General features: G+C 60.7%; 22 protein-coding genes. 2 read left to right on the top strand and 20 right to left on the bottom strand.

Annotation, left to right across the window (positions count from 1 at the left end; translation table 11 throughout):
- Positions 1 to 142: 142 nt before the first annotated feature.
- From dgoD to KW840_RS02945, 4 genes are all read right to left on the bottom strand, one after another.
- A complete protein-coding gene (gene dgoD, locus KW840_RS02960) occupies positions 143 to 1,291 on the bottom strand; it encodes a galactonate dehydratase (RefSeq protein ID WP_008047041.1) in 1,149 nt (382 codons plus the stop codon).
- A 48-nt stretch (positions 1,292 to 1,339) separates the two neighbouring features.
- Entirely contained in the window at positions 1,340 to 1,960 is a 621-nt protein-coding gene (locus tag KW840_RS02955; RefSeq protein WP_090457179.1) for a 2-dehydro-3-deoxy-6-phosphogalactonate aldolase, read from the bottom strand.
- A gap of 19 nt (positions 1,961 to 1,979) precedes the next feature.
- A complete protein-coding gene (locus tag KW840_RS02950; protein ID WP_218494415.1) occupies positions 1,980 to 2,972 on the bottom strand; it encodes a 2-dehydro-3-deoxygalactonokinase in 993 nt (330 codons plus the stop codon).
- Positions 2,973 to 3,117: 145 nt separating this feature from the next.
- Positions 3,118 to 3,600, bottom strand: coding sequence for a GNAT family N-acetyltransferase (locus tag KW840_RS02945; RefSeq protein WP_057713732.1), 483 nt, complete (start codon positions 3,598 to 3,600; stop codon positions 3,118 to 3,120).
- 293 nt (positions 3,601 to 3,893) lie between these two features.
- Here KW840_RS02945 and KW840_RS02940 point away from each other — a divergent pair, with 293 nt between their 5' ends.
- A complete protein-coding gene (locus KW840_RS02940; protein WP_218494414.1) occupies positions 3,894 to 5,099 on the top strand; it encodes an MFS transporter in 1,206 nt (401 codons plus the stop codon).
- Between the two features lie 81 nt (positions 5,100 to 5,180).
- Positions 5,181 to 5,504, top strand: a complete 324-nt coding sequence (locus tag KW840_RS02935) for a hypothetical protein (RefSeq protein WP_218494413.1) — start codon at positions 5,181 to 5,183, stop codon at positions 5,502 to 5,504.
- Positions 5,505 to 5,555: 51 nt separating this feature from the next.
- Here KW840_RS02935 and araH read toward each other — a convergent pair whose 3' ends face one another.
- The 16 genes from araH to fabF all read right to left on the bottom strand — a co-directional run bounded on the left by araH (position 5,556) and on the right by fabF (position 21,475).
- Positions 5,556 to 6,524, bottom strand: a complete 969-nt coding sequence (gene araH, locus KW840_RS02930; protein WP_090457976.1) for an L-arabinose ABC transporter permease AraH — start codon at positions 6,522 to 6,524, stop codon at positions 5,556 to 5,558.
- A gap of 12 nt (positions 6,525 to 6,536) precedes the next feature.
- Positions 6,537 to 8,081, bottom strand: coding sequence for an L-arabinose ABC transporter ATP-binding protein AraG (gene araG / locus KW840_RS02925; protein ID WP_218494412.1), 1,545 nt, complete (start codon positions 8,079 to 8,081; stop codon positions 6,537 to 6,539).
- A gap of 64 nt (positions 8,082 to 8,145) precedes the next feature.
- Complete coding sequence (locus KW840_RS02920; RefSeq protein WP_090457187.1) at positions 8,146 to 9,150, bottom strand: substrate-binding domain-containing protein; 1,005 nt, start codon at positions 9,148 to 9,150, stop codon at positions 8,146 to 8,148.
- Positions 9,151 to 9,292: 142 nt separating this feature from the next.
- On the bottom strand, positions 9,293 to 10,111 hold the full coding sequence (locus tag KW840_RS02915) for an SDR family oxidoreductase (protein WP_218494411.1): 819 nt from the start codon (positions 10,109 to 10,111) through the stop codon (positions 9,293 to 9,295).
- Between the two features lie 273 nt (positions 10,112 to 10,384).
- The gene (locus KW840_RS02910) at positions 10,385 to 11,260 is read right to left on the bottom strand and encodes an SMP-30/gluconolactonase/LRE family protein (RefSeq protein WP_218494410.1); all 876 of its coding nucleotides are present in this window, start codon (positions 11,258 to 11,260) and stop codon (positions 10,385 to 10,387) included.
- Between the two features lie 127 nt (positions 11,261 to 11,387).
- Positions 11,388 to 12,104: a FadR/GntR family transcriptional regulator gene (locus KW840_RS02905; RefSeq protein WP_057713725.1), complete on the bottom strand. Its 717-nt coding sequence runs from the start codon at positions 12,102 to 12,104 to the stop codon at positions 11,388 to 11,390.
- A gap of 191 nt (positions 12,105 to 12,295) precedes the next feature.
- On the bottom strand, positions 12,296 to 12,856 hold the full coding sequence (locus KW840_RS02900) for a DUF1285 domain-containing protein (protein ID WP_090457194.1): 561 nt from the start codon (positions 12,854 to 12,856) through the stop codon (positions 12,296 to 12,298).
- Positions 12,857 to 12,872: 16 nt separating this feature from the next.
- A complete protein-coding gene (locus KW840_RS02895; RefSeq protein ID WP_218494409.1) occupies positions 12,873 to 13,481 on the bottom strand; it encodes a DUF4823 domain-containing protein in 609 nt (202 codons plus the stop codon).
- A gap of 127 nt (positions 13,482 to 13,608) precedes the next feature.
- Positions 13,609 to 14,577, bottom strand: coding sequence for a GTP 3',8-cyclase MoaA (locus tag KW840_RS02890; RefSeq protein WP_090457196.1), 969 nt, complete (start codon positions 14,575 to 14,577; stop codon positions 13,609 to 13,611).
- Positions 14,578 to 14,714: 137 nt separating this feature from the next.
- Positions 14,715 to 15,353 (bottom strand): TetR/AcrR family transcriptional regulator, encoded by a 639-nt coding sequence (locus KW840_RS02885; RefSeq protein ID WP_007977040.1) that lies wholly within the window; start codon positions 15,351 to 15,353, stop codon positions 14,715 to 14,717.
- 342 nt (positions 15,354 to 15,695) lie between these two features.
- Positions 15,696 to 16,481: a TatD family hydrolase gene (locus KW840_RS02880; protein ID WP_057713721.1), complete on the bottom strand. Its 786-nt coding sequence runs from the start codon at positions 16,479 to 16,481 to the stop codon at positions 15,696 to 15,698.
- A 67-nt stretch (positions 16,482 to 16,548) separates the two neighbouring features.
- Positions 16,549 to 17,535 carry a DNA polymerase III subunit delta' gene (locus tag KW840_RS02875; protein WP_218494408.1) on the bottom strand — a complete coding sequence of 329 codons (987 nt, stop codon included), beginning with the start codon at positions 17,533 to 17,535 and terminating at the stop codon, positions 16,549 to 16,551.
- Complete coding sequence (gene tmk / locus KW840_RS02870; protein ID WP_057713719.1) at positions 17,528 to 18,160, bottom strand: dTMP kinase; 633 nt, start codon at positions 18,158 to 18,160, stop codon at positions 17,528 to 17,530. The genes KW840_RS02875 and tmk overlap by 8 nt, the downstream gene beginning before the upstream one ends.
- Before the next feature lie 19 nt (positions 18,161 to 18,179).
- Positions 18,180 to 19,412: an endolytic transglycosylase MltG gene (gene mltG / locus KW840_RS02865; RefSeq protein WP_218494407.1), complete on the bottom strand. Its 1,233-nt coding sequence runs from the start codon at positions 19,410 to 19,412 to the stop codon at positions 18,180 to 18,182.
- Positions 19,413 to 19,415: 3 nt separating this feature from the next.
- Positions 19,416 to 20,231, bottom strand: coding sequence for an aminodeoxychorismate lyase (gene pabC / locus KW840_RS02860; RefSeq protein ID WP_218494406.1), 816 nt, complete (start codon positions 20,229 to 20,231; stop codon positions 19,416 to 19,418).
- Positions 20,231 to 21,475 (bottom strand): beta-ketoacyl-ACP synthase II, encoded by a 1,245-nt coding sequence (gene fabF / locus KW840_RS02855; RefSeq protein ID WP_057713716.1) that lies wholly within the window; start codon positions 21,473 to 21,475, stop codon positions 20,231 to 20,233. Before fabF ends, pabC begins: the two co-directional genes overlap by 1 nt.
- Between the last annotated feature and the right edge of the window lie 21 nt (positions 21,476 to 21,496).

The raw sequence follows: 21,496 nt of genomic DNA, 5'->3' as shown, positions 1-21,496 counted from the left end.
TGAGGTCGATTTGAAAGTTCGCGCAGACCCCTTGCAGGAGCGAGCCTGCTCGCGATGGTGTGTCAGTCGACATCAGGCTGAATGACACACCATCGCGAGCAAGCTCGCTCCTACAGGGGATAGGTGGTGGATCAGGGAGTGATCACCACTCGGCAAAACTGCCATCGGCATGGCGCCAGATCGGGTTGCGCCAGCGGTGACCGATGGCGGCGCGTTCGATCACGTATTCCTCGTTGATCTCGATGCCCAGGCCCGGGCCGTTCGGGATCTTCACAAAGCCTTTGTCGTAGTCGAACACCCTTGGGTCTTTGACGTAGTCGAGCAGGTCGTTGCTCTCGTTGTAATGGATGCCCAGGCTCTGTTCCTGGATGAACGCGTTGTAGCAAGCCGCGTCCAGTTGCAGGCACGCCGCCAGGGCAATCGGGCCCAACGGGCAATGCAGCGCCAGCGCCACGTCGTAGGCTTCGGCCATGTTGGCGATCTTGCGGGTCTCGGTGATGCCACCGGCGTGGGAGGCATCCGGCTGGATGATGTCGACATAACCTTCGCTGAGCACGCGCTTGAAGTCCCAGCGCGAGAACAGCCGTTCGCCCAGGGCAATCGGCGTACTGGTCAGCGGCGCCAACTCTTTGAGCGCTTCGTAGTTTTCGCTCAGCACCGGCTCTTCGATGAACATCAGCTTGTACGGATCAAGCTCCTTCATCAGCACCTTGGCCATGGGCTTGTGCACCCGGCCATGGAAGTCCACGCCTATGCCGACGTTCGGGCCGACGGCATCGCGCACGGCAGCGACGTTGGCCAGGGCCTGGTCGACCTTGTCGAAGGTATCGAGGAATTGCAGCTCTTCGGTGCCGTTCATTTTCACCGCGGTAAAACCACGCTCGACCGCTTCTTTCGCCGCACGCGCGGTGTCCGCTGGACGGTCACCGCCGATCCACGAGTACACACGAATCTTGTCCCGCACCTGGCCACCCAGCAGATCGCTGACCGACACGCCCAGCGCCTTGCCCTTGATGTCCCACAAGGCCTGATCGATACCGGCCAGAGCGCTCATGTGGATCGCGCCGCCACGGTAGAAGCCGCCGCGATAGAGCACGGTCCAGATGTCTTCGATGTTGCGCGGGTCTTTACCGATCAGGTAGTCGGACAATTCTTCAACGGCAGCGGCAACGGTGTGGGCGCGACCTTCGACCACGGGCTCACCCCAACCGGTGACGCCCTCGTCGGTTTCGACCTTGAGGAAGCACCAGCGCGGCGGAACGATGAAGGTGGTCAGTTTGGTGATTTTCATCTTTTGGCTCTCTTATTAGATGCAGCGCGCTCGGCGCTCAATGAAGTCTCAGCGAAGGGCTTTCCAGGCAGCGACGTAGGCCTCGGCATTGGCCGACACTTGCGTAGGCGTCATGCCCGGTTTGAACAGGCCGGAACCGAGGCCGAAACCTTTGACGCCGGCGTCGATGAACGACTGCATGTTGTCCGGCGTGATCCCGCCGACCGGCGCCAGAAGGGTTCCGGCAGGCAATACGGCGAGCCAGGCTTTAACGACTGCCGGCCCCATCTGCTCGGCCGGAAACAGCTTCAGCACATCCGCGCCTTCAGCCAGTGCCGTGAAGGCTTCGGTCGGCGTGGCGACACCCGGCGACAGGTACAACCCTGCCGCTTTCGCCGCGCGCAAGACCTTCGGATCGCTATGGGGCATGACGATCACCTGGCCGCCCGCGGCTTTCACTTGCTCGACCTGCTCCGGCGTCAACACCGTACCGGCACCGATCAGGCAATCGGCGGGCAAGGTACTGCGCAGGATGCGAATACTTTCGTACGGTTCAGGGGAATTGAGCGGCACTTCGATGACGCGAAATCCGGCGGCGTACAGGACTTCGCCGATGGCCGCCGCTTCCTGCGGGCGCAGGCCACGCAGGATCGCGATCAGGCCGTTTTGCGCCAGGGCTTGTTTGAGCATGTCAGGACTCCAGTCAGGTTTAACGGGATGCGGTGCACGTGATCAGGCCGGCAGCCAGCGCCAGTTGCCACAACCCGCGTTCGGTGGCCTGATCGGCCAGAGTCACCCGGGCAAAACCGCAGGCGTCGAGCGCACGGCTGTAGCGGGCACAGAGTTGGGTGTTGCCGATGAGGATGATCGAAGGCAGATGCACACTGTTGCGTCGGCGCCGCTGGACATTGGCCAAGGCCGTCAACTCGTGACCGATCAGCAGGCCGGACAGATAGTCCGCCTGGGCGATTGCGCTCAACTCGCCGGTCAGCCCGAGACTGCGGGCGCTGAACATCGTCGACAGCAGGCCGATTTCACCGTGCGCCGACAACGCGACCTTCACGCCGCGATCAAACGCATCGCCATCGAAAGACGCGCCACATTGTTGGGTGCGTCCGAGAATGCTGTGTTGACTGAGCACTGCGAAGACTTCGCCGGTCATGAAAGTGTCGAAGTGCACGATGCAGCCGTCGGCCACTTCCACCCATTTCGAATGGCTGCCCGGCAGGCCGATCAGCAGATCAGCGCCCGCCTCGCTCGTCAGGTTTTGCAGCACGCCGAGTACCTGGGTTTCTTCGCCGCGCATCACGTTCGGCAAAGGCGAACGCTCGATGACGCCGGGCACGATGTGCACATCGACGCCGCGCCGGCTGCGCACGGTTTGCAAGGAAGTACCGAGCGTGGCGACGTTCGCCGGCGTGTCGCGGTAGGCCGCTTCACTCCAACCCTGGGCGCTGCCGACCATGCCGCAGGCAATCACCGGTAAATCCGGCTGGGCGTCGAGCCAGTCGCCACAAGCCTCATCGAAGGCCAGTTCGAAACCATCGGCGCATTCCCGGCCGCCAATGATTCGCGGCGCTTTCGGCAGCTGCATGATCCCCGACGACAGCGAACGCTGTTCGAGCACTTGCCCGCCTTCGGCCAGTTTGTAAGCACGTAATGAGGTTGTCCCCCAGTCGAGCGCGATCAATTGCGCCTGCATCGCTTCACCTGTTTTGGTTTTTGGCAGTGAGTGAGCGGGACTATAAACCTGCGAAGGGACAAATCTCAATATATAAATATCAATCCCATATTATGAGACAAGACAAAAAAATCGCAGCCCGAAGGCTGCGATCTTTTAGAAGCGATCAGTTACCCGCTGCAAAATCCCGCAACACCGCCCCATCCATCCGATAGCGCACCCACTCCTCCTGCGGCTGCGCGCCCAGGGATTTGTAGAAATCGATGGCCGGCGTATTCCATTCCAGCACGCTCCACTCGAAACGGCCGCAGTCGTTGGCGCAGGCGATTTTCGCCAGATGCCGCAACAGAGTCTTGCCCGCGCCACCGCCGCGTTGCTCCGGGGTGATGTAGAGGTCTTCGAGGTACAGGCAGTTGCTGCCAAGCCAGGTGGAATAGCTGAAGAAGAACACCGCGAAACCGATGGGTGCACCCTCGCGCAGGCAGATCAGGCCATGGGCTGTGGCGCCTTCGCTGAACAGACTGCGCTCGATATCGGCAACGCTGGCGATGACTTCATGGCGGGCACGTTCGTAGTCGGCCAGTTCAGTGATGAACGCGAGGATTTGCGGTGCGTCACTGGGGGTCGCCGGGCGGATTTCGATCGTCATGGACGTGCCTTGTCAAAAGTGGAAAACGCCATACTAAGTCGGCGCGGTATTTGTGGCGAGGGAACTGTCCCAACACCTGTAGGAGCGAGCTCGCTCGTGATGGTCGTTAACGATAACGCGTGCTTTCTGGATACATGTGGTGTTCTCGGCGTCATCGCGAGCAAGCTCGCTCCTACAAAGGGGGTTTACTCCGGCCGGCACTAACCCTGGAATCGATAACCTCGGACCTAATATTCGGGGTCTGCGTGGTTAGATAGACGCGCTGCTCATTTATCCGGTCAAGGAACCGCGTCATGCCCACCGCAACACCCCCAGTTTCAAACAAGCTGTTCGGCCTTTTTTGTCTTGCCAGTTACCTGTTGTCATTGTCCTACGGCTCGACGTTTCTGCTGTCGTTGCTGATTGGTTCTCGCGGCGGTAACGAACACGACGCTGGAAGTGTGATTTCGGCGGCAATGCTCAGCACCTTTGCAGCGGTAATTGTTTCCGGTCATTTGTCCGACTTGCTCGGTGCCGCCCGCTCGGTGGCGCTGTTCGGTGTATTGCTGGTAGCCGCCAGCCTGGGCTTCGCCCTGACCCCGGGCTTCGGTCACCTGTTGTTGTTTTTCGGCCTGCTGCTGGGCTTGGGCTGGGGCGTGTTCTACACCCTGGGGCCGATCATCGTGGCAAGCCTGGTGACACCCGCGCAGCGCGCCAGATACTTCGCCCTGTTGTCCGGCAGCATGATGACCGGGATCGGCAGCGGCCCGTTGCTCGGCCGCGCGGCAAGTGCGCTCGGTTATCCGGTGACCGCGGCGTTTTACCTGGCGGCGCTGGCCAGCCTGATCGGCGTATTGCTGTTCTGGCGCCTGGCTCGACAACTGAAGCCGGCGCCCGCGCAATCTGGCAGCGTGTCGCGAATTTCCTGGCGTGCAGCGGGTCAGGTGCTGTCGTCCAGGGCCGTTTTCCCGATCATCATGGTTGGTCTCGGCGGCTGCGTGTTCGGTGGTCTGTCGAGCTTTCAAACCAGTTATGCCGCAGCGCGCTCGCTCGACTATTCGCTGTTCTTCCTCGGCTTCATGAGTGCGGCGATCAGCGGCCGCATGCTGGTTGCCGGTTTCGTGGTCAAGCGCGATCCATTGCGTGCATCGTGCCTGCTTTCGGGGCTGATGCTGGCATCGATCGTGATGTTCGGTGTTGTCGTCGACAGCAGCGTCAGCTACGTGCTCGCGGCGGTGATGCTCGGGATCGGTTACGGCCTGACCTACTCGGTGATCAACGGCCTGGCCGCCAATGAAGCGCCGAACGGCACCACCGCACAATCCTTGCTGCTGTTCAGCCTGTCGTACTTCATCGGCGTGTTCGGACTTCCATTGCTGGCAGGGAAAATCATCGTCGAGCAAGGCATGCCCACGCTGTTGCTCACGGTGTTGGCGGTTGCCTCGCTCAACTGGCTGATCACCGTGGGCCGCTTGATCTGGCGTAGAGCCACCGCGGTGAGGGCACTGGAGGAGGCCTGAGCCGTTCGTCGCTGACAATGCACCCATCCGGATCGAGGGCGGACTAATCAGGTAAGGACTCTACTCGCTGGAGACACCACCATGACCCTGTCCAGGTTGACCGCCCTCGTTTTCACTGCCCTTTTATCCGCCGCCTCCTTCGCCGGAACCATCGGCTCGAGCACCGGCCCGACCAATCCGGTGGAAAAACCCAGGGCTCCCGCCATCCAGAGTGCCCCCGGCATGAACACCGATGGCACGACGATCGACCAAAACCTGCCGCCCGCCACCGGCACCGACCCGCGGATTCAAGGCAACGATGCGGGACGTCAGGGCGGGACGAACCTGCCGGACAAAAAAACACCCGGCAGTGGTGGCCTCGGTTCAAGCACCACCGAGGACGAGGAAAGCCATTTGAGCCAGTAATGAAGCCAGTCCGTCATCGCGAGCAAGCTCGCACACAGGTGTAATGGGGTATCAGCGCTGTTTCAGGCGGTCAATCACGACGGCCAGAAGCAAAATCGAACCCCGGATCACATACTGATAAAACGTATCGATGTTCTTCAGGTTCATCGCATTTTCGATGATCGCCAGAATCAACACCCCGGCGATCACGTGCCGGATCATGCCGATCCCGCCACTCAACGACACCCCGCCCAGCACGCAGGCCGAGATCACCGTCAGCTCGAAACCCTGGCCGATCATCGGCTGGCCGGAGGTCATGCGCGAGGCCAGGATCACCCCGGCCAACGCGCCGATCACACCGTGCACGGCGAAGATGATGATCTTGGTCCGGTCGACATTCACACCGGCCAGCAGTGCCGCTTCCTGGTTGCCGCCGATGGCCATGGTGTTGCGCCCGTAGGTGGTGTAGTTCAGCAGCCAGCCGAAGAACAGGAAGCAGACGATGGTGATCAGGATCGGTACCGGCACGCCAAACATCTGGCCGTTACCGAACACAAAGAACGACTCCTGGGACACCCCCACCGCTTTGCCGTTGGCGAAGATGTAGGCCAGGCCGCGCACGATCTGCATGGTCGCCAGCGTGGTGATCAGCGCATTGACCCGCAACTTGGCGATCACTATCCCGTTGATCAACCCGACGATCAGGCCCATCACCAACGCCGCACAGACACCGAGAAACACGCTGTCGGTGTCGCGCATCACCACCGCCGCGACCACCCCGGCACAGGCAATCACCGAGCCCACCGACAAGTCGAAATGCCCGGACGCCAGGCAATACAACATGGTGCAGGCAGCAATGCCGGTGGTGGAAATCGCCAGGCCCAGGCCACGCATGTTCAGCGGTGAAAGGAAGTTGTCGATCAGCAAGGTGCAGGCGACAAAGATGCCGACCGCCGCCAGCAGCATCACCCAGTCATCAAGGAAGCGCCGCAAGTCCAGCGGTTTGCGCGTGGTCGGCAGGGTGTTGTTTTGGGTTGTCATCATAGTCACCTCTCAGTTCGCCACGCCGTCGGCGCGTTGGCGCGGCAAAGCCAGTTGCAGCAGGTTGGATTCGTTGGCCTGTTCGCGGCTCAGCTCGCCATGCAGGGCGCCTTCGCACAGCACCAGGATGCGGTCGGAAATGCCCATGACTTCCATCAAGTCGCTGGACACCACAATCACCGCGATCCCCTCGGCTGCCAGGTTATGGATGATCTGGTAGATCTCGGCCTTGGCACCGATGTCGATGCCGCGTGTGGGTTCGTCGAGCAGCAGCACTTTCATCGGCATCGACAGCCAGCGACCGAGAATGGCCTTCTGCTGATTGCCACCGGACAGGTACATGATTTTCTGCGTCGCGTTGGGCGTCTTCACTTTCAACGCCTTGATCTGCTGCTCGGCGTTGTCCTTCTCCCACAGGCCACGCAACAGGCAACCGAAGGTGGAGTGGGCGCCGCGCGCACTGATGTTGATGTTCTCGGCGACGCTGGCCAGCGGCAGGATGCCTTCCTTCTTGCGGTCTTCGGGGCACAACAGGATCCCGGCGGCAATCGCGTCCCGGGGTGAACGCAGCTTCAGTTCATGGCCTCGAAGTTTCAGCTGTCCGGCGCTGTGGCGCGCCAGACCACTGAGCAGGCGCAACAGCTCGGTGCGACCGGCACCGACCAGCCCGAACAGCCCGAGGATTTCGCCTTTGTGCACCTCGAAACTCACTGGCTCGCGCAACCCCGGCCCGAGCAGTCCGTCGACCTTGAGTGCCACCGCGCCGCGCTGGCGCGGGCGGTAATCGTAGATGTCCTGGATGTCGCGCCCGACCATGCAGGTGACCAGTTGATCGTGGGTCAGTTGGCTCATGTCATCGAACGTGCGCACGTAGCGCCCATCCTTGAACACCGTCACCGCGTTGCAGATGCGAAACACCTCTTCCATGCGATGGGAGACATAGAGCACCACTTTGCCTTCGTCCCGCAGCCGGCCGATGATCGCCATCAAGCGGTCGATCTCCCTTGCCGAAAGGCTGCTGGTGGGTTCGTCGAAGGCAATCACGTGGGCGCCACGAGACAAAGCCTTGGCGATTTCCACCAGTTGCCGCTGGCCGAGGGACAGGCGCCCGACTTTCTCCTGCGGGTCGATTTCATCGGCCAGGCCTTTGAGGCAGGCCAGTGCCTGCTGGCGCAGGGTGCTGCGATTGATCAGGCCGAAACTGGCTGGCAGATGCCCGAGAAACAGGTTCTCGGCCACGGTCATTTCCGGCACCAGATGCAACTCCTGGTGGATCACCGCGACGCCACTGCCGATGCTGTCGGCGGTGGACTTGAAGTCCATCGTCCGCTCGCCGATCTGCAAGGCACCGCTGCAAGGCGTGTAGGCCCCGCCGAGAATTTTCAGCAGTGTCGACTTGCCGGCACCGTTCTCGCCCATCAAGGCGTGAACCTGTCCCGGATGGGCGACGAAGCTGATGTTGTCCAGCGCCTTCACCCCGGGAAAGGTCTTGCCGATCCCGTTGAAGCGCAAGCTGCCGGTAAGGCTGTGTTCGTGTTGGATTGTTTGCGCGTGCATAACCACCTCTTCACACCGATCAGGCGACCCCGCCGCCGAGGCCGCCGCTGAAGTCAAACGGCCGTCAGTTCCACAGGCCGATCTTTTCCAGTTCCTGCTTGAAGTTGTCGCGGGTGATCAGCGTCACGTCATCCATGGCGGTGTACTTCGCCGGTTCTTTGCCGGTGGTGACCCACTCGTACATCATGCTGGCGGTGTTGTAGCCCTCGATGTGCGGGCTCGGCAGCATCGAGCCGTAGAAGCCGCTGTCGGGTTTCTTCAGCTCGCCGATGGCGTCGGTACCGTTGATGCCGATGCCGATCACGTTGGCTGCGGCGAAACCGGCGCTCTCGGTGGCGCGCACCCCGCCGAGCACGGTGTTGTCGTTCATGCCGCCGATGATCAGGTTTTTCGCCGCCCCCGGCAGTTTCACCAGGGCCGAATTGGTAGCGTCCATGCTGCCCGGCACGTCGAGGGTCTTGAGGGCCGCGAACAGGATGTGGTCTTTCGGCATGCCGGCATCCTGCAGCGCTTTCACCGAACCGTCGGTGCGCTTCTTGCCGGTGTCGAGCTCGTTGTAGGTGTTGATCACCGCATAGGTGTCTTTCCAGTCCCAGCCGCGTTTCTTCGCTTCGGTCGCCATGGCATTACCTTGTTTCTGGCCGACTTCGAAAGCGGCCATGCCGAGGTACGGCACGTCTTCCATGAACTTGCCGCTGGCATCGACGAAACGGTCATCGACGGCGATCACTTTCAACCCGTTGAGTTTGGCCTTGGCCATGATCGCCGGGCCAAGGGACACGTCCGGCGGGCAGATCACGAACCCCTTGGCGCCATTGGCCGCGAGGCTGTCGATGGCAGAAAGGGTTTTCTCACCGTCGGGCACAGCGATCTTGATCAGGGTGAAGCCTTTCTCTTTCGCGGCCTTTTCGGCAAAGGCCCACTCGGTCTGGAACCAGGGTTCTTCGGCCTGCTTGACCAGGAAACCGATCTTCACTTCCTCGACTGCCAGCAGCGTGTTGCTCAGGCTGAACGCCGAGACCGCCAACGCGGCACAGCACAGGGAACGGATAGCATGACGACGATTCATAAGCTGACTCCTTGTTATTTTTCTTGAGCACTCGTTGAAAGCGTTCTTTGTTAACCAACGGGCGGTAAAAACATACTGCCAATAGTCATATCGTATGATGATTGGATTTCAGGCGAAGCAAGGCGCCGGAAAGCCCGATCACTCAGTCGTGGTACATCACCGAGCGACCACCATCGATGGTGATGCACGAGGCATTGATGAACGGCGCTTCATCACTGGCCAGGAACACGGCGGTCATTGCCACTTCGATCGGCTGCCCGATGCGGCGCGGCGGGTGCAGGTCAAACGCGCGCTGGCGTTCGGCGTGGGGGTCGGCAAAACCGTTCCAGTAATCGATGTTCAACTGGGTTTCGATGTAGCCCGGCGCAATCGCGTTGACGCGCACACCCTTGGGCGCATATTCGATGCCCAGCGCGCGGGTCAGACCGAGCAGGCCATGCTTGGCCACCGGGTACGGGAAGCAGCCAGGAATGATGTGGGTGGAATGGGTGGACGCGATATTGATGATGCTGCCGACGCCCTGCTCGATCATCTGCGGCAGCACTGCCTTGCAACCGTACCAGGCACCATCGAGGTCGATGGCAAAGCAGCGACGCCAGTCTTCCTCGGTCATTTCCAGCGGATCGCGGAATACGTTGACCCCGGCGCAGTTGACCAGCACATCGATCCGGCCGTGCAGGTCGATCGCCAGCCGGGCCATGGCGTGCAGGTCCTGCTGACGCGACACGTCGGCCTTGATCGCCACCACATCGGCGCCCTGGTCTCGCCAATGCGCCGCGACCTTCTCGACTTTCTCGCCCTGAATGTCGCTGATGATCAGCCTGGCCTGCTGGGACGCGAAGGTCGCCACAATCGCTTCGCCAATACCCTGGGCGGCACCGGTCAGCAAGACGACCTTGTTTTTCAGGCGTTCGCCCTTGGGCGGTTCGGGCACCGGTGGCAATGACAGTGGTTCAGCCATGAATCAAGACTCCTGTTCGAAAACACGACGAAAACCGGGCATCTGTCGATGTCCGGTCAAAAGGCGCTGGGTAGGAAACAGGTGAGTGCGAAAACGTTTCAGCCTGGAAACGTTCTGAGGCACAGGCTCCGCAAGGGAGCACGGGGGAACTTCGCTGCATCACTTCACCTGTTTTGTTTTTTTAAGTGTGAGTGCATGTAACTGGTGAGGCCGACTATAAACCCGGCCTGCGACAAATCTCAATATATATATTTACATCCCATATTCCGGGATTTATCCAGCAAAGCGCGTGCAATGTTTTCCAGCCACATCCACTGCGATCGACAACACAGCCCCATCCAACGGATGGCCCAGCGGACTGGCCGCGCTGGTGATGTACAGGGTTTTGAGGTCTGAACCGCCGAACACGCAACTGGTGGGACGACTGACCGGCAGTTCAATGATCCGATCGACTTTGCCGTCCAGGCTCAACCTGAGCAGGCACTTGCCGTCCCAACGGGCATTCCAGATAAAACCTTCGGCATCCATCGCTGAACCGTCCGGGACGCCACGCCCGTGCGGACCAAACCAGACCTGTGGCGCATCGAGGGCTCCGTCGGTACGGATGAAATGTCGATACAAGGTGCCGTCGAGGCTGTCGCCGAAATACACGCTGGTGGCGTCATCGCTCCACAGCAGCGTGTTGGGAATGCCCAGATTGCGCAGCAACGGCGCAACCCGCCCGGCGCGATCGATGCGGAACAGTCCACCGGAACGGTGGACGATGGGCAGGTCTTCGCCGTTTGCGCCGATGTTGTTTTGCATGGTGCCGAGCCAGAGCCGGCCCTGGGCGTCGCAACGGGCTTCATTGGGGCGGTTGCCCGGTTGCGGATCCGCAACGCAAAACAGTGTCAGGCGCGGCGCCAGGCCCGGTGAATCGAGATCGAGCCGATACACGCCGCTGCTCAATGCCACCAGGGCATCGCCGCTTTCGCAGGGAATGAACGCCGACACGTGCTCCGGCATCTGCCAGATCTGCACGTTGGCGCCGATCAACCGCAACGCCTGCTTACCGGCGATATCCACCCAGTACAGGGCTTGGGTGGGCGCATCCCAGAACGGGCCTTCACCCAGTTGTGCCCGATGCTCGGTCACCGCAGTCCACGCCATGAAACCTCCTGCGTTGTTCTTGTTTTTATTGTGTAGGAGCCAGCTTGCTCGCGAAGGTGTGCCAGTCGACCTGGCGGTAGCTGATACACCATCGCGAGCAAGCTCGCTCCTACAGTGGTTCGAGCTGTCAGCTGGCTTTTTTATCGGCCATGACTTGCGGGTAGTAACGCTTGATAGCAAGGTCCGCGTTATCGATCAGGGTCATACAGGCCCAGACACCCCGGGCGGTATCCCGGGCCGCGATAGCCTCGGCCAGGTCCCGGTGAATCGGCAGGGTGCGACGCAGTTCATCCGGGTCGGCGGCGGACACTTCAAAGGCCACCGCCAGCAACGCGCCGAGGGCGGGAACCATTTGTTCAATGAATTGATTGTGGCTGGCGGCGAGGATGCACTCGTGGAAGAACTGATCGGCGCGGTTGTAATCGATGCCGCTGTCCACCGCCCGTTCCAGCGCGTTGCAGGCCAACAGGATCTCGTTCACCTGTTCGCCGGTTGCGCGCTCGCAGGCCCAGCGCACGGCCATCGGTTCGATGGTGCGGCGCAGGTCGAGCAGATCGTCGACGAAGTTTTCCGGTAAGCCGCTGCGCGACAACCAGCCAACGACTTGTGGATCGAAGAGGTTCCAGCGCCGCACTGGCAATACCCGCGTGCCGACTTTCGGCCCGACCTCAAGCATGCCTTTGGCAACCAGGGTCTTGATGGCTTCACGGATGACCGTGCGGCTCACGCCGAGTTGTTCGCCGAGGTCGGCTTCGACCTTGAGTGACTCACCTGGCTTGACCTGCCCCGTGGCGAGCCAGCAACCCAGCCAGTCAACCGTCGATGCATGAAAGCTGCTGGACATGGACACCTCAATGCCGTTCGCAATGGAGGCCCACGCTAATCATCATATGATTGGATGTCAATTTGATTTTTTGAGTGTTCGCAGAAACCACTGTGGGAGCGAGCTTGCTCGCGATGACGGAGTAACAGGCAACATGGATGTTGAATGTTATGCCCTCATCGCGAGCAAGCTCGCTCCCACAGGGTTATGGGTCAGGGTTCGAGACCGATGGGGAAGAACTCGCCGCCACTCCATACACCGAGCCAGCGCTGGCCGTCGATCTCGCGACTCACCGCCAGCTCCACCAATTGATAGAACACGTTGCGATGGATCAACGCTTCGAGATTGCTGCGCACATGCACGTAAGGGGCAGGCTCCTGCGTTACCGGGTCGATGACCACACGCAGGAGGTGCTCGGCGCCGGCCTCGGTGGTTTCATCGACGTTGGTGGTAAAGCGCAACACCTGCGCCTCGCCCTCGCCTTCCACGTCCACCGCAATCGCCACGAACGGCGCATCGTCGACCTTGATCCCGACCTTTTCCACCGGTGTGATCAGGAAATAATCATCGCCGTCGCGGCGAATGATGGTGGAGAACAGTTTGACCATCGGCTTGCGCCCGATCGGCGTGCCCAGGTAATACCAGGTGCCGTCCCGGGCGATGCGCATGTCGATGTCGCCGCAGAAATCGGGATTCCACAGGTGCACCGGCGGCAAGCCTTTGGTCTTGGGGATTTGCCCCAGCAAGTCGTTGGCTTTTTGCGGGCCACTCATGGCGTTCTCCTTGAAATTACTGGTCGCTGAGCCCCAGCAGGCTGCGCGCGTATTGTTCCAGCGGCGGGCCCATCAGGTCTTCGGGTTTTTTATCGTGGAACGTCAGTAAACCGCCACGACTCTTGATGGTTGCAGTATCAATCAAATATTGGGTGCTGGTCTCGATCAACATGATCTGAATCATACCGCTGTCGATGCCGAGACGATCCAGGGCTTCCTGGTCCAGCCACTCGTCCGAGTTGCCGATACGGTCGTCAGACCTGGCAAACCGGGTGTAGAGCAGATAGTGCGCACCGGCGGCACGGGCTTCGCCCATGGCCTGGTCGAGGCCTTCCGGCGTACGGGCACGGCGGACCATCGGGAAATATTCGACGAAGCCGTTGAACGCGACTTCGGCAATCACGTTGGGCCGCGGATAAACGGCGCTGCCCGGCGGCATGAAAGCGCCCTGGGCGATGTAGACGAACGAGTCCGGCTGAATACGCAGGTTGTTTACGCGACGGCTGTCACTGTGATCGAGCAGCCCCGCATCGCTCATATGGTAACGAGTCCCTTCGGCCATATCGCTGACGTTCATGCAGCCACCAAGTGCCAAAACGGCCAGCAGCAAAACCAGGCTACGCATCCTATCCTCCAGAGGCCGGTGTCGGAAAACCGGCGAATGGCCGTAGGATGCAGCTTCCGCGCCAGCTCATTAGCATCAGCATCTGACAGACCGAATCGCGAGCGAGCTTGCTCGCGATTGCGCAGGTTCAACCGCCGATAATCTTCATGACAGTCGCGCCGCCAGAGAACGCCACTTCCTGCTTGTCACCCAAGGCTTTCACCAGCAGCCGCTGCAAGGCCGGCAGGGCCTGATGGCGTGGCTTGTCCAGCAGGTCACCGATGTAATGGCGATTGCTCGACGACAGGCAGCCATGCAGCCACCCGGTGGAAGACAAACGAAGTCGCGAACAGGTACGGCAGAAAGGCACGCTCTCGTTGGCGATCACGCCGAAATAACCCTGGCCGGGAATTTCATATCGAACGGCCGTCGCATCGACCGGGGCATCGGCTTGCAGATATTCGTAGCGTTCGCCGATCAGACTCAGCAATTGCTGGAGACTGACGAACTGCTGCAGAAAGGCATTGGAATCGTTGGCCAGGTGGCCCATGCGCATCAGTTCGATGAAGCGCAGTTCATAACCGCGCTCCAGGCAGTAGTCGAGCAGCGGCATCACTTGATCGAGGTTCTGTCCGCGCAGCGGCACCATGTTGACCTTGATCTTCATGCCGGCCGCACTGGCCTCGCTCATGCCGTCGAGCACGGTGGCCAGGTCGCCGCCCCGGGCAATACTGCGGAACGCACTGGCGTCGAGAGTATCGAGGGAGACGTTGAGGCGCCGGATACCAGCGTTCACCAGCAGCGGCAGTTTCTTCGCCAGCAACTGGCCATTGGTGGTCAGGCTGATGTCTTCCAGGCCCATCTGCCCGACCGCCGTCATGAACGCCTCGAGTTTCGGGCTGACCAGCGGCTCGCCGCCGGTAATGCGCAGACGCTCGATGCCCGCCGCTTCAATCAGATAAGCCACGCCGCGCGCCATGGCTTCGGCCGACAATTCATCCTGCGCAGCCACCAGCCGCTTGCCGTTGGGCACGCAGTAGGTACAGGCGTAATTGCAGGCAGAGGTCAGACTGATTCGCAAGTTGCGAAAACGCCTGCCTTGACGATCAACGATCATGGTCACTCCGGCGGAAGAATATCGGGCCGCTAAAACTTGACTCAGAAATCAAGTTTTAGCAAGTCCTCTACCTGAGTATATTCCTGCGCTACTGCGCCATGTAGCGAAATCATGGCGCAATAAGGCAACTGAATGGCTCAGCTGCCGGAAGTGTCGGTGTCACGCTTGCGCTTGTTGCCCATGCGCACGCCGATGTCCATCAGGAACTGGAAGAAACCTTCCTGATCTTCCAGCACATTGCTCCAGAACGGCGAGTGATACAGCGCGACGGCACCGTGCACCAGCGCCCAGGACGCGCAGTAGTGGAAGTAAGGTGGCACGTCTTCCAGCTTGCCTTCGCTGATCCGGCCCTTGATCAGCAAGGTCAGGCGTTCGAAGTTCGAGGCACGGATCTTGTGCAGCTCCTCGATCATCTCCGGCACCTGGTTGCCCTTGACCACTTTCTCTTCGAGGCGGTCGAACAGGCGATAGCGTTGTGGATCGCGCATGCGGAATTCGAAGTAGGCCCGGGACAGGGCTTCCTTGTCCTTGTCGACATCGGCCGAATGCAGCAGAGCGTTCAAATCGCGCTCGTAGTCGAGCATCAGGCGCAGATAGATTTCCGCCTTGGATTTGAAGTGCTTGTAGATCGTGCCTTTGCCGATACCGACGGCATCAGCAATCATCTCGACGGTGACACTGTCTTCACCTTGTTCGAGGAACAGCTTGAGCGCGGTATCGAGAATTTCCTGCTCGCGGCGACGGAATTCACGGACCTTACGAGGTTCTTTATGCATAAGAAAAGGTCTGTCGGGGTCAAAATTCGAAGCCGCGTATTATGCCTAACTTACGCAAAAATGCACGGATCATCCGACCATATCTGCGCTTTCTGGTCATTCTGCGTACGTTTACAGGGTGATGAGAACTCTTCCGAAGCGCACGTATTCCAAATTTGTTTAAAAACCCGGACCGGTAAACTGGACGAGGCGCAATCCTGATCAATACTTGAACTGTCGGCGGGGCATCTCCCCCAAGTGTCACGCCGATATTGGTACCAACGGACCGCGTGCCATTGTTTTACTCCTAATGGTCTTAACCCGGATTCACCCCCCAGAACCCGGGTTTTTTTTGCCTGCGATTTAACCTTTTACGTGTGCCAGCGGGAACAGTCGCTTGAAATTCGCCGTGGTTTGCTCAGCAAACCGCTCGTAGGGCTCACCGCGCAACATTGACAGAAATTCCGCAACTTCACGCACGTACTGCGGCAGGTTTGGTTTGCCGCGATAGGGGATCGGTGCCAGGTACGGCGAGTCGGTTTCCACCAGCAATCGGTCGGCCGGCACCTTGCTGGCCACATCACGCAATGCGTCGGCATTGCGAAAAGTGACAATCCCGGACAGGGAAATGTAATAGCCCATGTCCAGCGCGGCCTTCGCCATCTCCCAGTCTTCGGTGAAGCAATGCAACACGCCTGCCTGGGGCAGCGCCGCGTCCCGCAGCAAGTCCAGGGTATCGGTGCGGGCGCCACGGGTATGGATGATTACCGGTTTGCCGGTCTGCTGCGCCGCTTGCAGGTGCAGGCGGAACGATTCCTGCTGCAACTCTGCCGCTTCCGGCTCGTAGTGGTAATCGAGGCCGGTTTCGCCAATCGCCACCACCCGCGGGTGATTGAGCTCCTGCAACAGCCAGTCCAGCGCCGGCGCGGCCCCCGGCTGCACATCCAGAGGGTGCACGCCTACCGAGCAGTCGACATCGTCATAACGTTCGGCCAGGGCCTTGACGTCGGCCGCGTTGTCCGCGCTGACACCGATACACAGAAAGTGCCCGACCCCACGCTGCCGGGCAGCTTCCAGGGCAGCATCCAGGGAGCCCTCATGGGCGGTCAGATCAAGGCGATCAAGGTGACAATGGGAATCTACGAGCATAAAGGGCTGCAACTTGTATGGGTGGGACGGTCGGATGTTCTGATACTCAGAGTCTAGGCGCAGACAGTCATCGTTGGGCAGGCAACGACGCCCATTGCACCAGCAATGCTTCCAGCAACAAGGCGGGGTTGAGGTTGGCCTTGCTCAGGACTTTCTGCCGCTGGGCGAGGATCCAGTCCTGAATATCGAGGACTTTGCCTTGGGCGCTTTTCTGCGCCAGATATTGCACGACCTTGCGCATGTCGGTCAGGCCGAGGCCGGCTTCATCCTGAGTCAATTGATAGCGCAGGATCAGGCTCGACCAATCGCAGAACCAATCGAACAGGCGCAACATAGGAATGTTTTTCCATTCTTCGGCCAGTTGCGTCGGCGACTGCTGTTGCTTGAGGAGTTTTTTCACCCCTTCCACCACTTGCGTGCGCTGTTCACGCACGCCCTGGGCCTGGAGATTGACCGCTGCCAGCGGCGAACCGGCGGCCAGCGTCAGCAGTTCGACGCGCTCATCTTCGGAGGATTCCGGCAACGCCTGGGCCAACCACTTCAAGCTCATGGCCTCGCCCGGCAGCGGACAGGCCTGCTGCACGCAGCGACTCTTGATGGTTGGCAACAAGCGGCTCGGCTGATGGCTGACCAGCAACAGAACGGTATCGCCGGACGGTTCTTCAAGGCTTTTGAGCAAGGCGTTGGCGGCGTTGATGTTCATCGACTCGGCCGGCTCGATCAGCACCACTTTGCGCCCGCCCAACTGTGCGGTCTGCACCACGAAACCGACCAGATCGCGAACCTGGTCGACCTTGATCGCCTTGTCGGCTTCTTCCGGCTCCAGGATGTAGTTATCCGGATGGCTGCCAGCCTTGAGCAGCAGGCAGGATTTGCATTCGCCGCAGGCTTGCAGCGCGTTCGGGCGCTGGCACAGCAAGCTGGCCATCAAGCGCTCGGCCAGTGCCCGCTTGCCGATTCCGGCAGGGCCATGCAGCAGGTAGGCGTGCGCATGCTGGGTGCGACCGGCCAGTTGCTGCCAGAGGTTTTCCTGCCACGGATAGGCCTCAGCCACGGCTCAACTCCAGCAGGCGCGGTAGCAAGGCATCCAGCGATTGCTGAACCTGTGCCAACGGCTGGGCAGCATCGACCAGCACATAACGCGCCGGATCCGCCTTGGCCCGCTTGAGGAAGGCACTGCGTACGGCATCGAAAAAGGTCCGGCCTTCGAGCTCGAAGCGATCCAGACGACCACGAGCGCTGGCGCGGGCCAGGCCGACCTCGACAGGCAGATCGAAAATCAGCGTGAGATCCGGGCGCAGATCGCCTTGGACGAAGGTTTCCAGGGTCGCGATGCGCTCCAGCGACAAGCCGCGACCGCCGCCTTGATAGGCGTATGTCGAGTCGGTAAAACGATCACACAAGACCACGGCACCGCGGGCCAGCGCCGGGCGAATCACCTCGGCCAGATGCTGGGCACGCGCCGCGAACACCAACAGCAACTCGGTATCCGGGTTCATGACTTCATCGACCGGGGCCAGCAGCACTTCACGAATGCGCTCGGCCAACGGCGTGCCACCCGGCTCGCGGGTCAGCACCACCTCGATGCCGGCGGCGCGCAGGCGCTCGGCCAGGTATTCGCGATTGGTGCTCTTGCCGGCCCCTTCCGGGCCTTCCAGAGTAATAAACAAGCCAGTCACAGGCAGTCCTTAATCAGAGTCATTGCGGGCTTTTCGGTGCGCTTGCATCGGGTTCGGGCGTTTCAGGGGTTGGCGCAGGATCTTGCGCCGGCACTTGCGGCAGTGCCTCGGGAGCCGTGTTCGGTGAAGCGGCCGGGATCGGCGCCTGCTCCTGCGGAGACTTGGCCTCCTGCATACCGTTTTGCTCAGCCTGGATTGGCGGCATCTCGGGCGCAGTAGCGGGAGCCGGGCTGGAGCGGTAATCGGCGCGGCGCTTGATCTGGAACTCCTTCACGGCATTGTTGTGGGCATCCAGGTCGTCGGAGAACACATGGGTGCCATCGCCACGCGCCACGAAGTAAAGGCTGTTGCCGTCCACCGGATTGAGTGCCGCATGGATGGCTTCGCGACCGACCATCGAAATCGGCGTCGGCGGCAATCCCGCATTCATGTAAGTGTTATACGGCGTCGATTCCTTGAGGTGAGCCCGGGTCAGCTTGCCGCTGTAGCGGTCGCCGAGGCCGTAGATCACCGTCGGGTCGGTCTGCAGCAGCATGCCCATCGCCATGCGCCGCACAAACACGCCGGCAATCTGCCCGCGCTCCTGCGGTACGCCGGTTTCCTTTTCCACCAGCGAAGCCATGATCAGCGCCTGGTAGGGTTCGGTGTACGGTGTATCTGCAGCGCGCTTTTCCCACTCCTTGGCGAGCACTTCATCGAGGCGGTCGTAAGCGGTTTTCAGCACCTCGACATCGGACATGCCCCGCACGTAGCGATAGGTGTCCGGGAAGAAGCGCCCTTCCGGAAAAATCCCGGTGTGGCCGAGCTTGTCCATGACCTGGCTATCGCTCAAACCGTCGAGGCTATGTTCGAGCTTCTCTTCCCTGGCCAGCGCTGCGCGGACCTGACGGAAACTCCAGCCTTCGACCAGGGTCAGGCTGTACTGAACCATTTCCCCGCGTTTCCACAGGTCGATCAGGCCTTCGACGGTCATGCCGGGCTGAATGCGGTATTCACCGCTGTGCAGGGGTTGTCTGGCGAGGTTGAAGCGCCAATACACCCGCAGCCAGAATGCGTCCTTGATGACGCCGTTGGCTTCGAGTCGGTAGAGGGTGCGGGTCGGCGTGGTGCCCTTGGGCACATCCAGCAATTGTTCCTGGGTAATGTTCAGCGGCTGTACCAGCGCCGAATGAATCTTCCAGGCTGAAGCACCCATCAGCAGCCCCGCCAGAACCACACCGGTTTCCAGCAGCAGCAAGAGTTTACGTCTCACGTATCAAGCATCCAGTAGCACACGGGCAATGGTTTGGAGTTTACGGGTGAGCGGCCCAACCGGCCAGTGAAGAGCAGCATAGGCGCGCACCGGCCAGACACCATACACGCTGTTGCAGACAAAGACTTCGTCAGCCCATTGCAGCTGTTCGAGGGGGATATCGGTGATTTGCGTGGGGATTCCCAGCGACTTGGCCTGAAACAATATTTCTGCGCGCATCACGCCTGCCACGCCGCAGCGCTTGAGGTCAGCGGTGATGAGCACGCCATCACGCACCAGGAACAAGTTGCTGAACACACCCTCAATTACGCGCCCGGCCTGATCGAGCATCAAGCCTTCGGCATGCTCGGTGTCCTGCCATTCGGCACGGGCGAGGACTTGTTCAAGACGATTGAGGTGTTTGAGGCCGGCCAGTAATGGCTGCCTGGACAATCGCGTGGCGCAAGGAAACAAACGAACACCCTGTTCACCATGCGCGGCAGGGTAAGCCGCAGGTGGACTGCCTTGCACAATGCGTCGGGCCTGGGCCGAAGGATCGGGGGCATAACCGCGCAGACCGTCGCCACGGGTGAGAATGAGCTTGAGCACCCCGTCACCCAGTGCCGCGGCGTAGGCCAGCAGTTCGTTGCGGATCAGCTCCTGCTCGGCCGTTATCGCCAGGCGCGAACAGCCGTCCGCCAGACGCGACAGATGCCGGTCCAGCAACACGGGCTGACCGCTGCGCACGGCGATGGTCTCGAACAGACCATCGCCATAAGCCAGGCCGCGATCCTTCAGCGACAAAGCGTCAGCCGGCTGACCGTCGACCCAGCTGTCCATCAGCCTGCGAACCGACGGAACACCAGCGAACCGTTGGTGCCGCCAAAACCGAAGGAGTTGGAAACGACCACATCGATATCCATGTTGCGCGCCGTGTGCGGCACAAAATCGAGATCGCAGCCTTCGTCCGGCTCATCGAGGTTGATGGTCGGCGGCGCTACCTGGCTGTTGATTGCCAGCACGCTGAAGATCGCCTCGACCGCGCCCGCCGCACCCAGCAGGTGACCGGTCATGGACTTGGTGGAACTGACGGCCAGCTTGTAGGCGTGCTCGCCGAATACCGACTTGATCGCATTGACTTCGGCCAGGTCGCCTGCAGGAGTCGAGGTGCCGTGGGCGTTGATGTACTGCACTTGATCGCCATTGATTTTGGCATCGCGCAGCGCATTGGTGATGCAGCGCGCAGCACCCGCACCATCGGCTGGCGGCGAGGTCATGTGGTAGGCATCGCCACTGGTGCCGAAGCCGATCAGCTCGGCGTAGATGGTCGCGCCACGCGCCTTGGCGTGCTCGAGTTCTTCCAGTACCAGCGCACCGGCACCATTGGACAATACGAAGCCATCGCGGCCCTTGTCCCATGGACGGCTGGCGCGGGTCGGCTCGTCGTTGCGGGTCGACAGCGCGCGGGAAGCACCGAAGCCGCCCATGCCCAGACCGCAGGCCGCCATCTCGGCGCCGCCGGCAATCATCACGTCAGCTTCGTCGTACATGATGTTACGGGCCGCCATGCCAATGCAGTGTGTACCGGTGGTACAGGCCGTGGCGATGGCGTAGTTGGGTCCCTGTGCACCGAGGTGGATGGACAGGAAACCGGAAATCATATTGATGATCGAGCCTGGCACGAAGAACGGAGAGATCCGTCGTGGGCCGGTCTCGTGCAGCGTGCGGGCGGTTTCTTCGATATTGGTCAGACCGCCAATACCCGAGCCCATGGCCACGCCGATACGCTCACGGTTGGCGTCAGTGACTTCCAGACCGGCATTGCGTACCGCCTGAAAACCTGCGGCCAGACCGTATTGAATGAACAGGTCGAGCTTGCGGGCTTCCTTGACCGACAGGTATTCCTCGACATTGAAGTCCTTTACCGAGCCGCCAAAACGGGTGGAATAGGCAGAAAGGTCGGTGTGTTCGATCAGACCAATGCCACTGCGGCCAGCCAGAATGCCCTGCCAGCTGCTCGGCACATCCGTGCCCAGTGGCGACAACATACCCATACCGGTGACTACGACGCGTCTACGCGACACAGCACTCTCCTTTTTTCAAAT

Source organism: Pseudomonas sp. PDM30, assembly GCF_019218985.1.
Taxonomy (GTDB): Bacteria; Pseudomonadota; Gammaproteobacteria; order Pseudomonadales; family Pseudomonadaceae; genus Aquipseudomonas; species Aquipseudomonas jessenii.
The sequence above is the reverse complement of the archived record's forward strand: the minus strand, read 5'-3'. Positions and strand labels throughout refer to the sequence as shown.

Bases quoted from the DNA above. Each gene is read 5' to 3' on its own strand.
- dgoD (WP_008047041.1), bottom strand. From the start codon at position 1,291: ATGAAAATCACCAAACTGACCACCTTCATCGTTCCGCCGCGCTGGTGC.
- KW840_RS02955 (WP_090457179.1), bottom strand. From the start codon at position 1,960: ATGCTCAAACAAGCCCTGGCGCAAAACGGCCTGATCGCGATCCTGCGT.
- KW840_RS02950 (WP_218494415.1), bottom strand. From the start codon at position 2,972: ATGCAGGCGCAATTGATCGCGCTCGACTGGGGGACAACCTCATTACGT.
- KW840_RS02945 (WP_057713732.1), bottom strand. From the start codon at position 3,600: ATGACGATCGAAATCCGCCCGGCGACCCCCAGTGACGCACCGCAAATC.
- KW840_RS02940 (WP_218494414.1), top strand. From the start codon at position 3,894: ATGCCCACCGCAACACCCCCAGTTTCAAACAAGCTGTTCGGCCTTTTT.
- KW840_RS02935 (WP_218494413.1), top strand. From the start codon at position 5,181: ATGACCCTGTCCAGGTTGACCGCCCTCGTTTTCACTGCCCTTTTATCC.
- araH (WP_090457976.1), bottom strand. From the start codon at position 6,524: ATGACAACCCAAAACAACACCCTGCCGACCACGCGCAAACCGCTGGAC.
- araG (WP_218494412.1), bottom strand. From the start codon at position 8,081: ATGCACGCGCAAACAATCCAACACGAACACAGCCTTACCGGCAGCTTG.
- KW840_RS02920 (WP_090457187.1), bottom strand. From the start codon at position 9,150: ATGAATCGTCGTCATGCTATCCGTTCCCTGTGCTGTGCCGCGTTGGCG.
- KW840_RS02915 (WP_218494411.1), bottom strand. From the start codon at position 10,111: ATGGCTGAACCACTGTCATTGCCACCGGTGCCCGAACCGCCCAAGGGC.
- KW840_RS02910 (WP_218494410.1), bottom strand. From the start codon at position 11,260: ATGGCGTGGACTGCGGTGACCGAGCATCGGGCACAACTGGGTGAAGGC.
- KW840_RS02905 (WP_057713725.1), bottom strand. From the start codon at position 12,104: ATGTCCAGCAGCTTTCATGCATCGACGGTTGACTGGCTGGGTTGCTGG.
- KW840_RS02900 (WP_090457194.1), bottom strand. From the start codon at position 12,856: ATGAGTGGCCCGCAAAAAGCCAACGACTTGCTGGGGCAAATCCCCAAG.
- KW840_RS02895 (WP_218494409.1), bottom strand. From the start codon at position 13,481: ATGCGTAGCCTGGTTTTGCTGCTGGCCGTTTTGGCACTTGGTGGCTGC.
- KW840_RS02890 (WP_090457196.1), bottom strand. From the start codon at position 14,577: ATGATCGTTGATCGTCAAGGCAGGCGTTTTCGCAACTTGCGAATCAGT.
- KW840_RS02885 (WP_007977040.1), bottom strand. From the start codon at position 15,353: ATGCATAAAGAACCTCGTAAGGTCCGTGAATTCCGTCGCCGCGAGCAG.
- KW840_RS02880 (WP_057713721.1), bottom strand. From the start codon at position 16,481: ATGCTCGTAGATTCCCATTGTCACCTTGATCGCCTTGATCTGACCGCC.
- pabC (WP_218494406.1), bottom strand. From the start codon at position 20,231: ATGGACAGCTGGGTCGACGGTCAGCCGGCTGACGCTTTGTCGCTGAAG.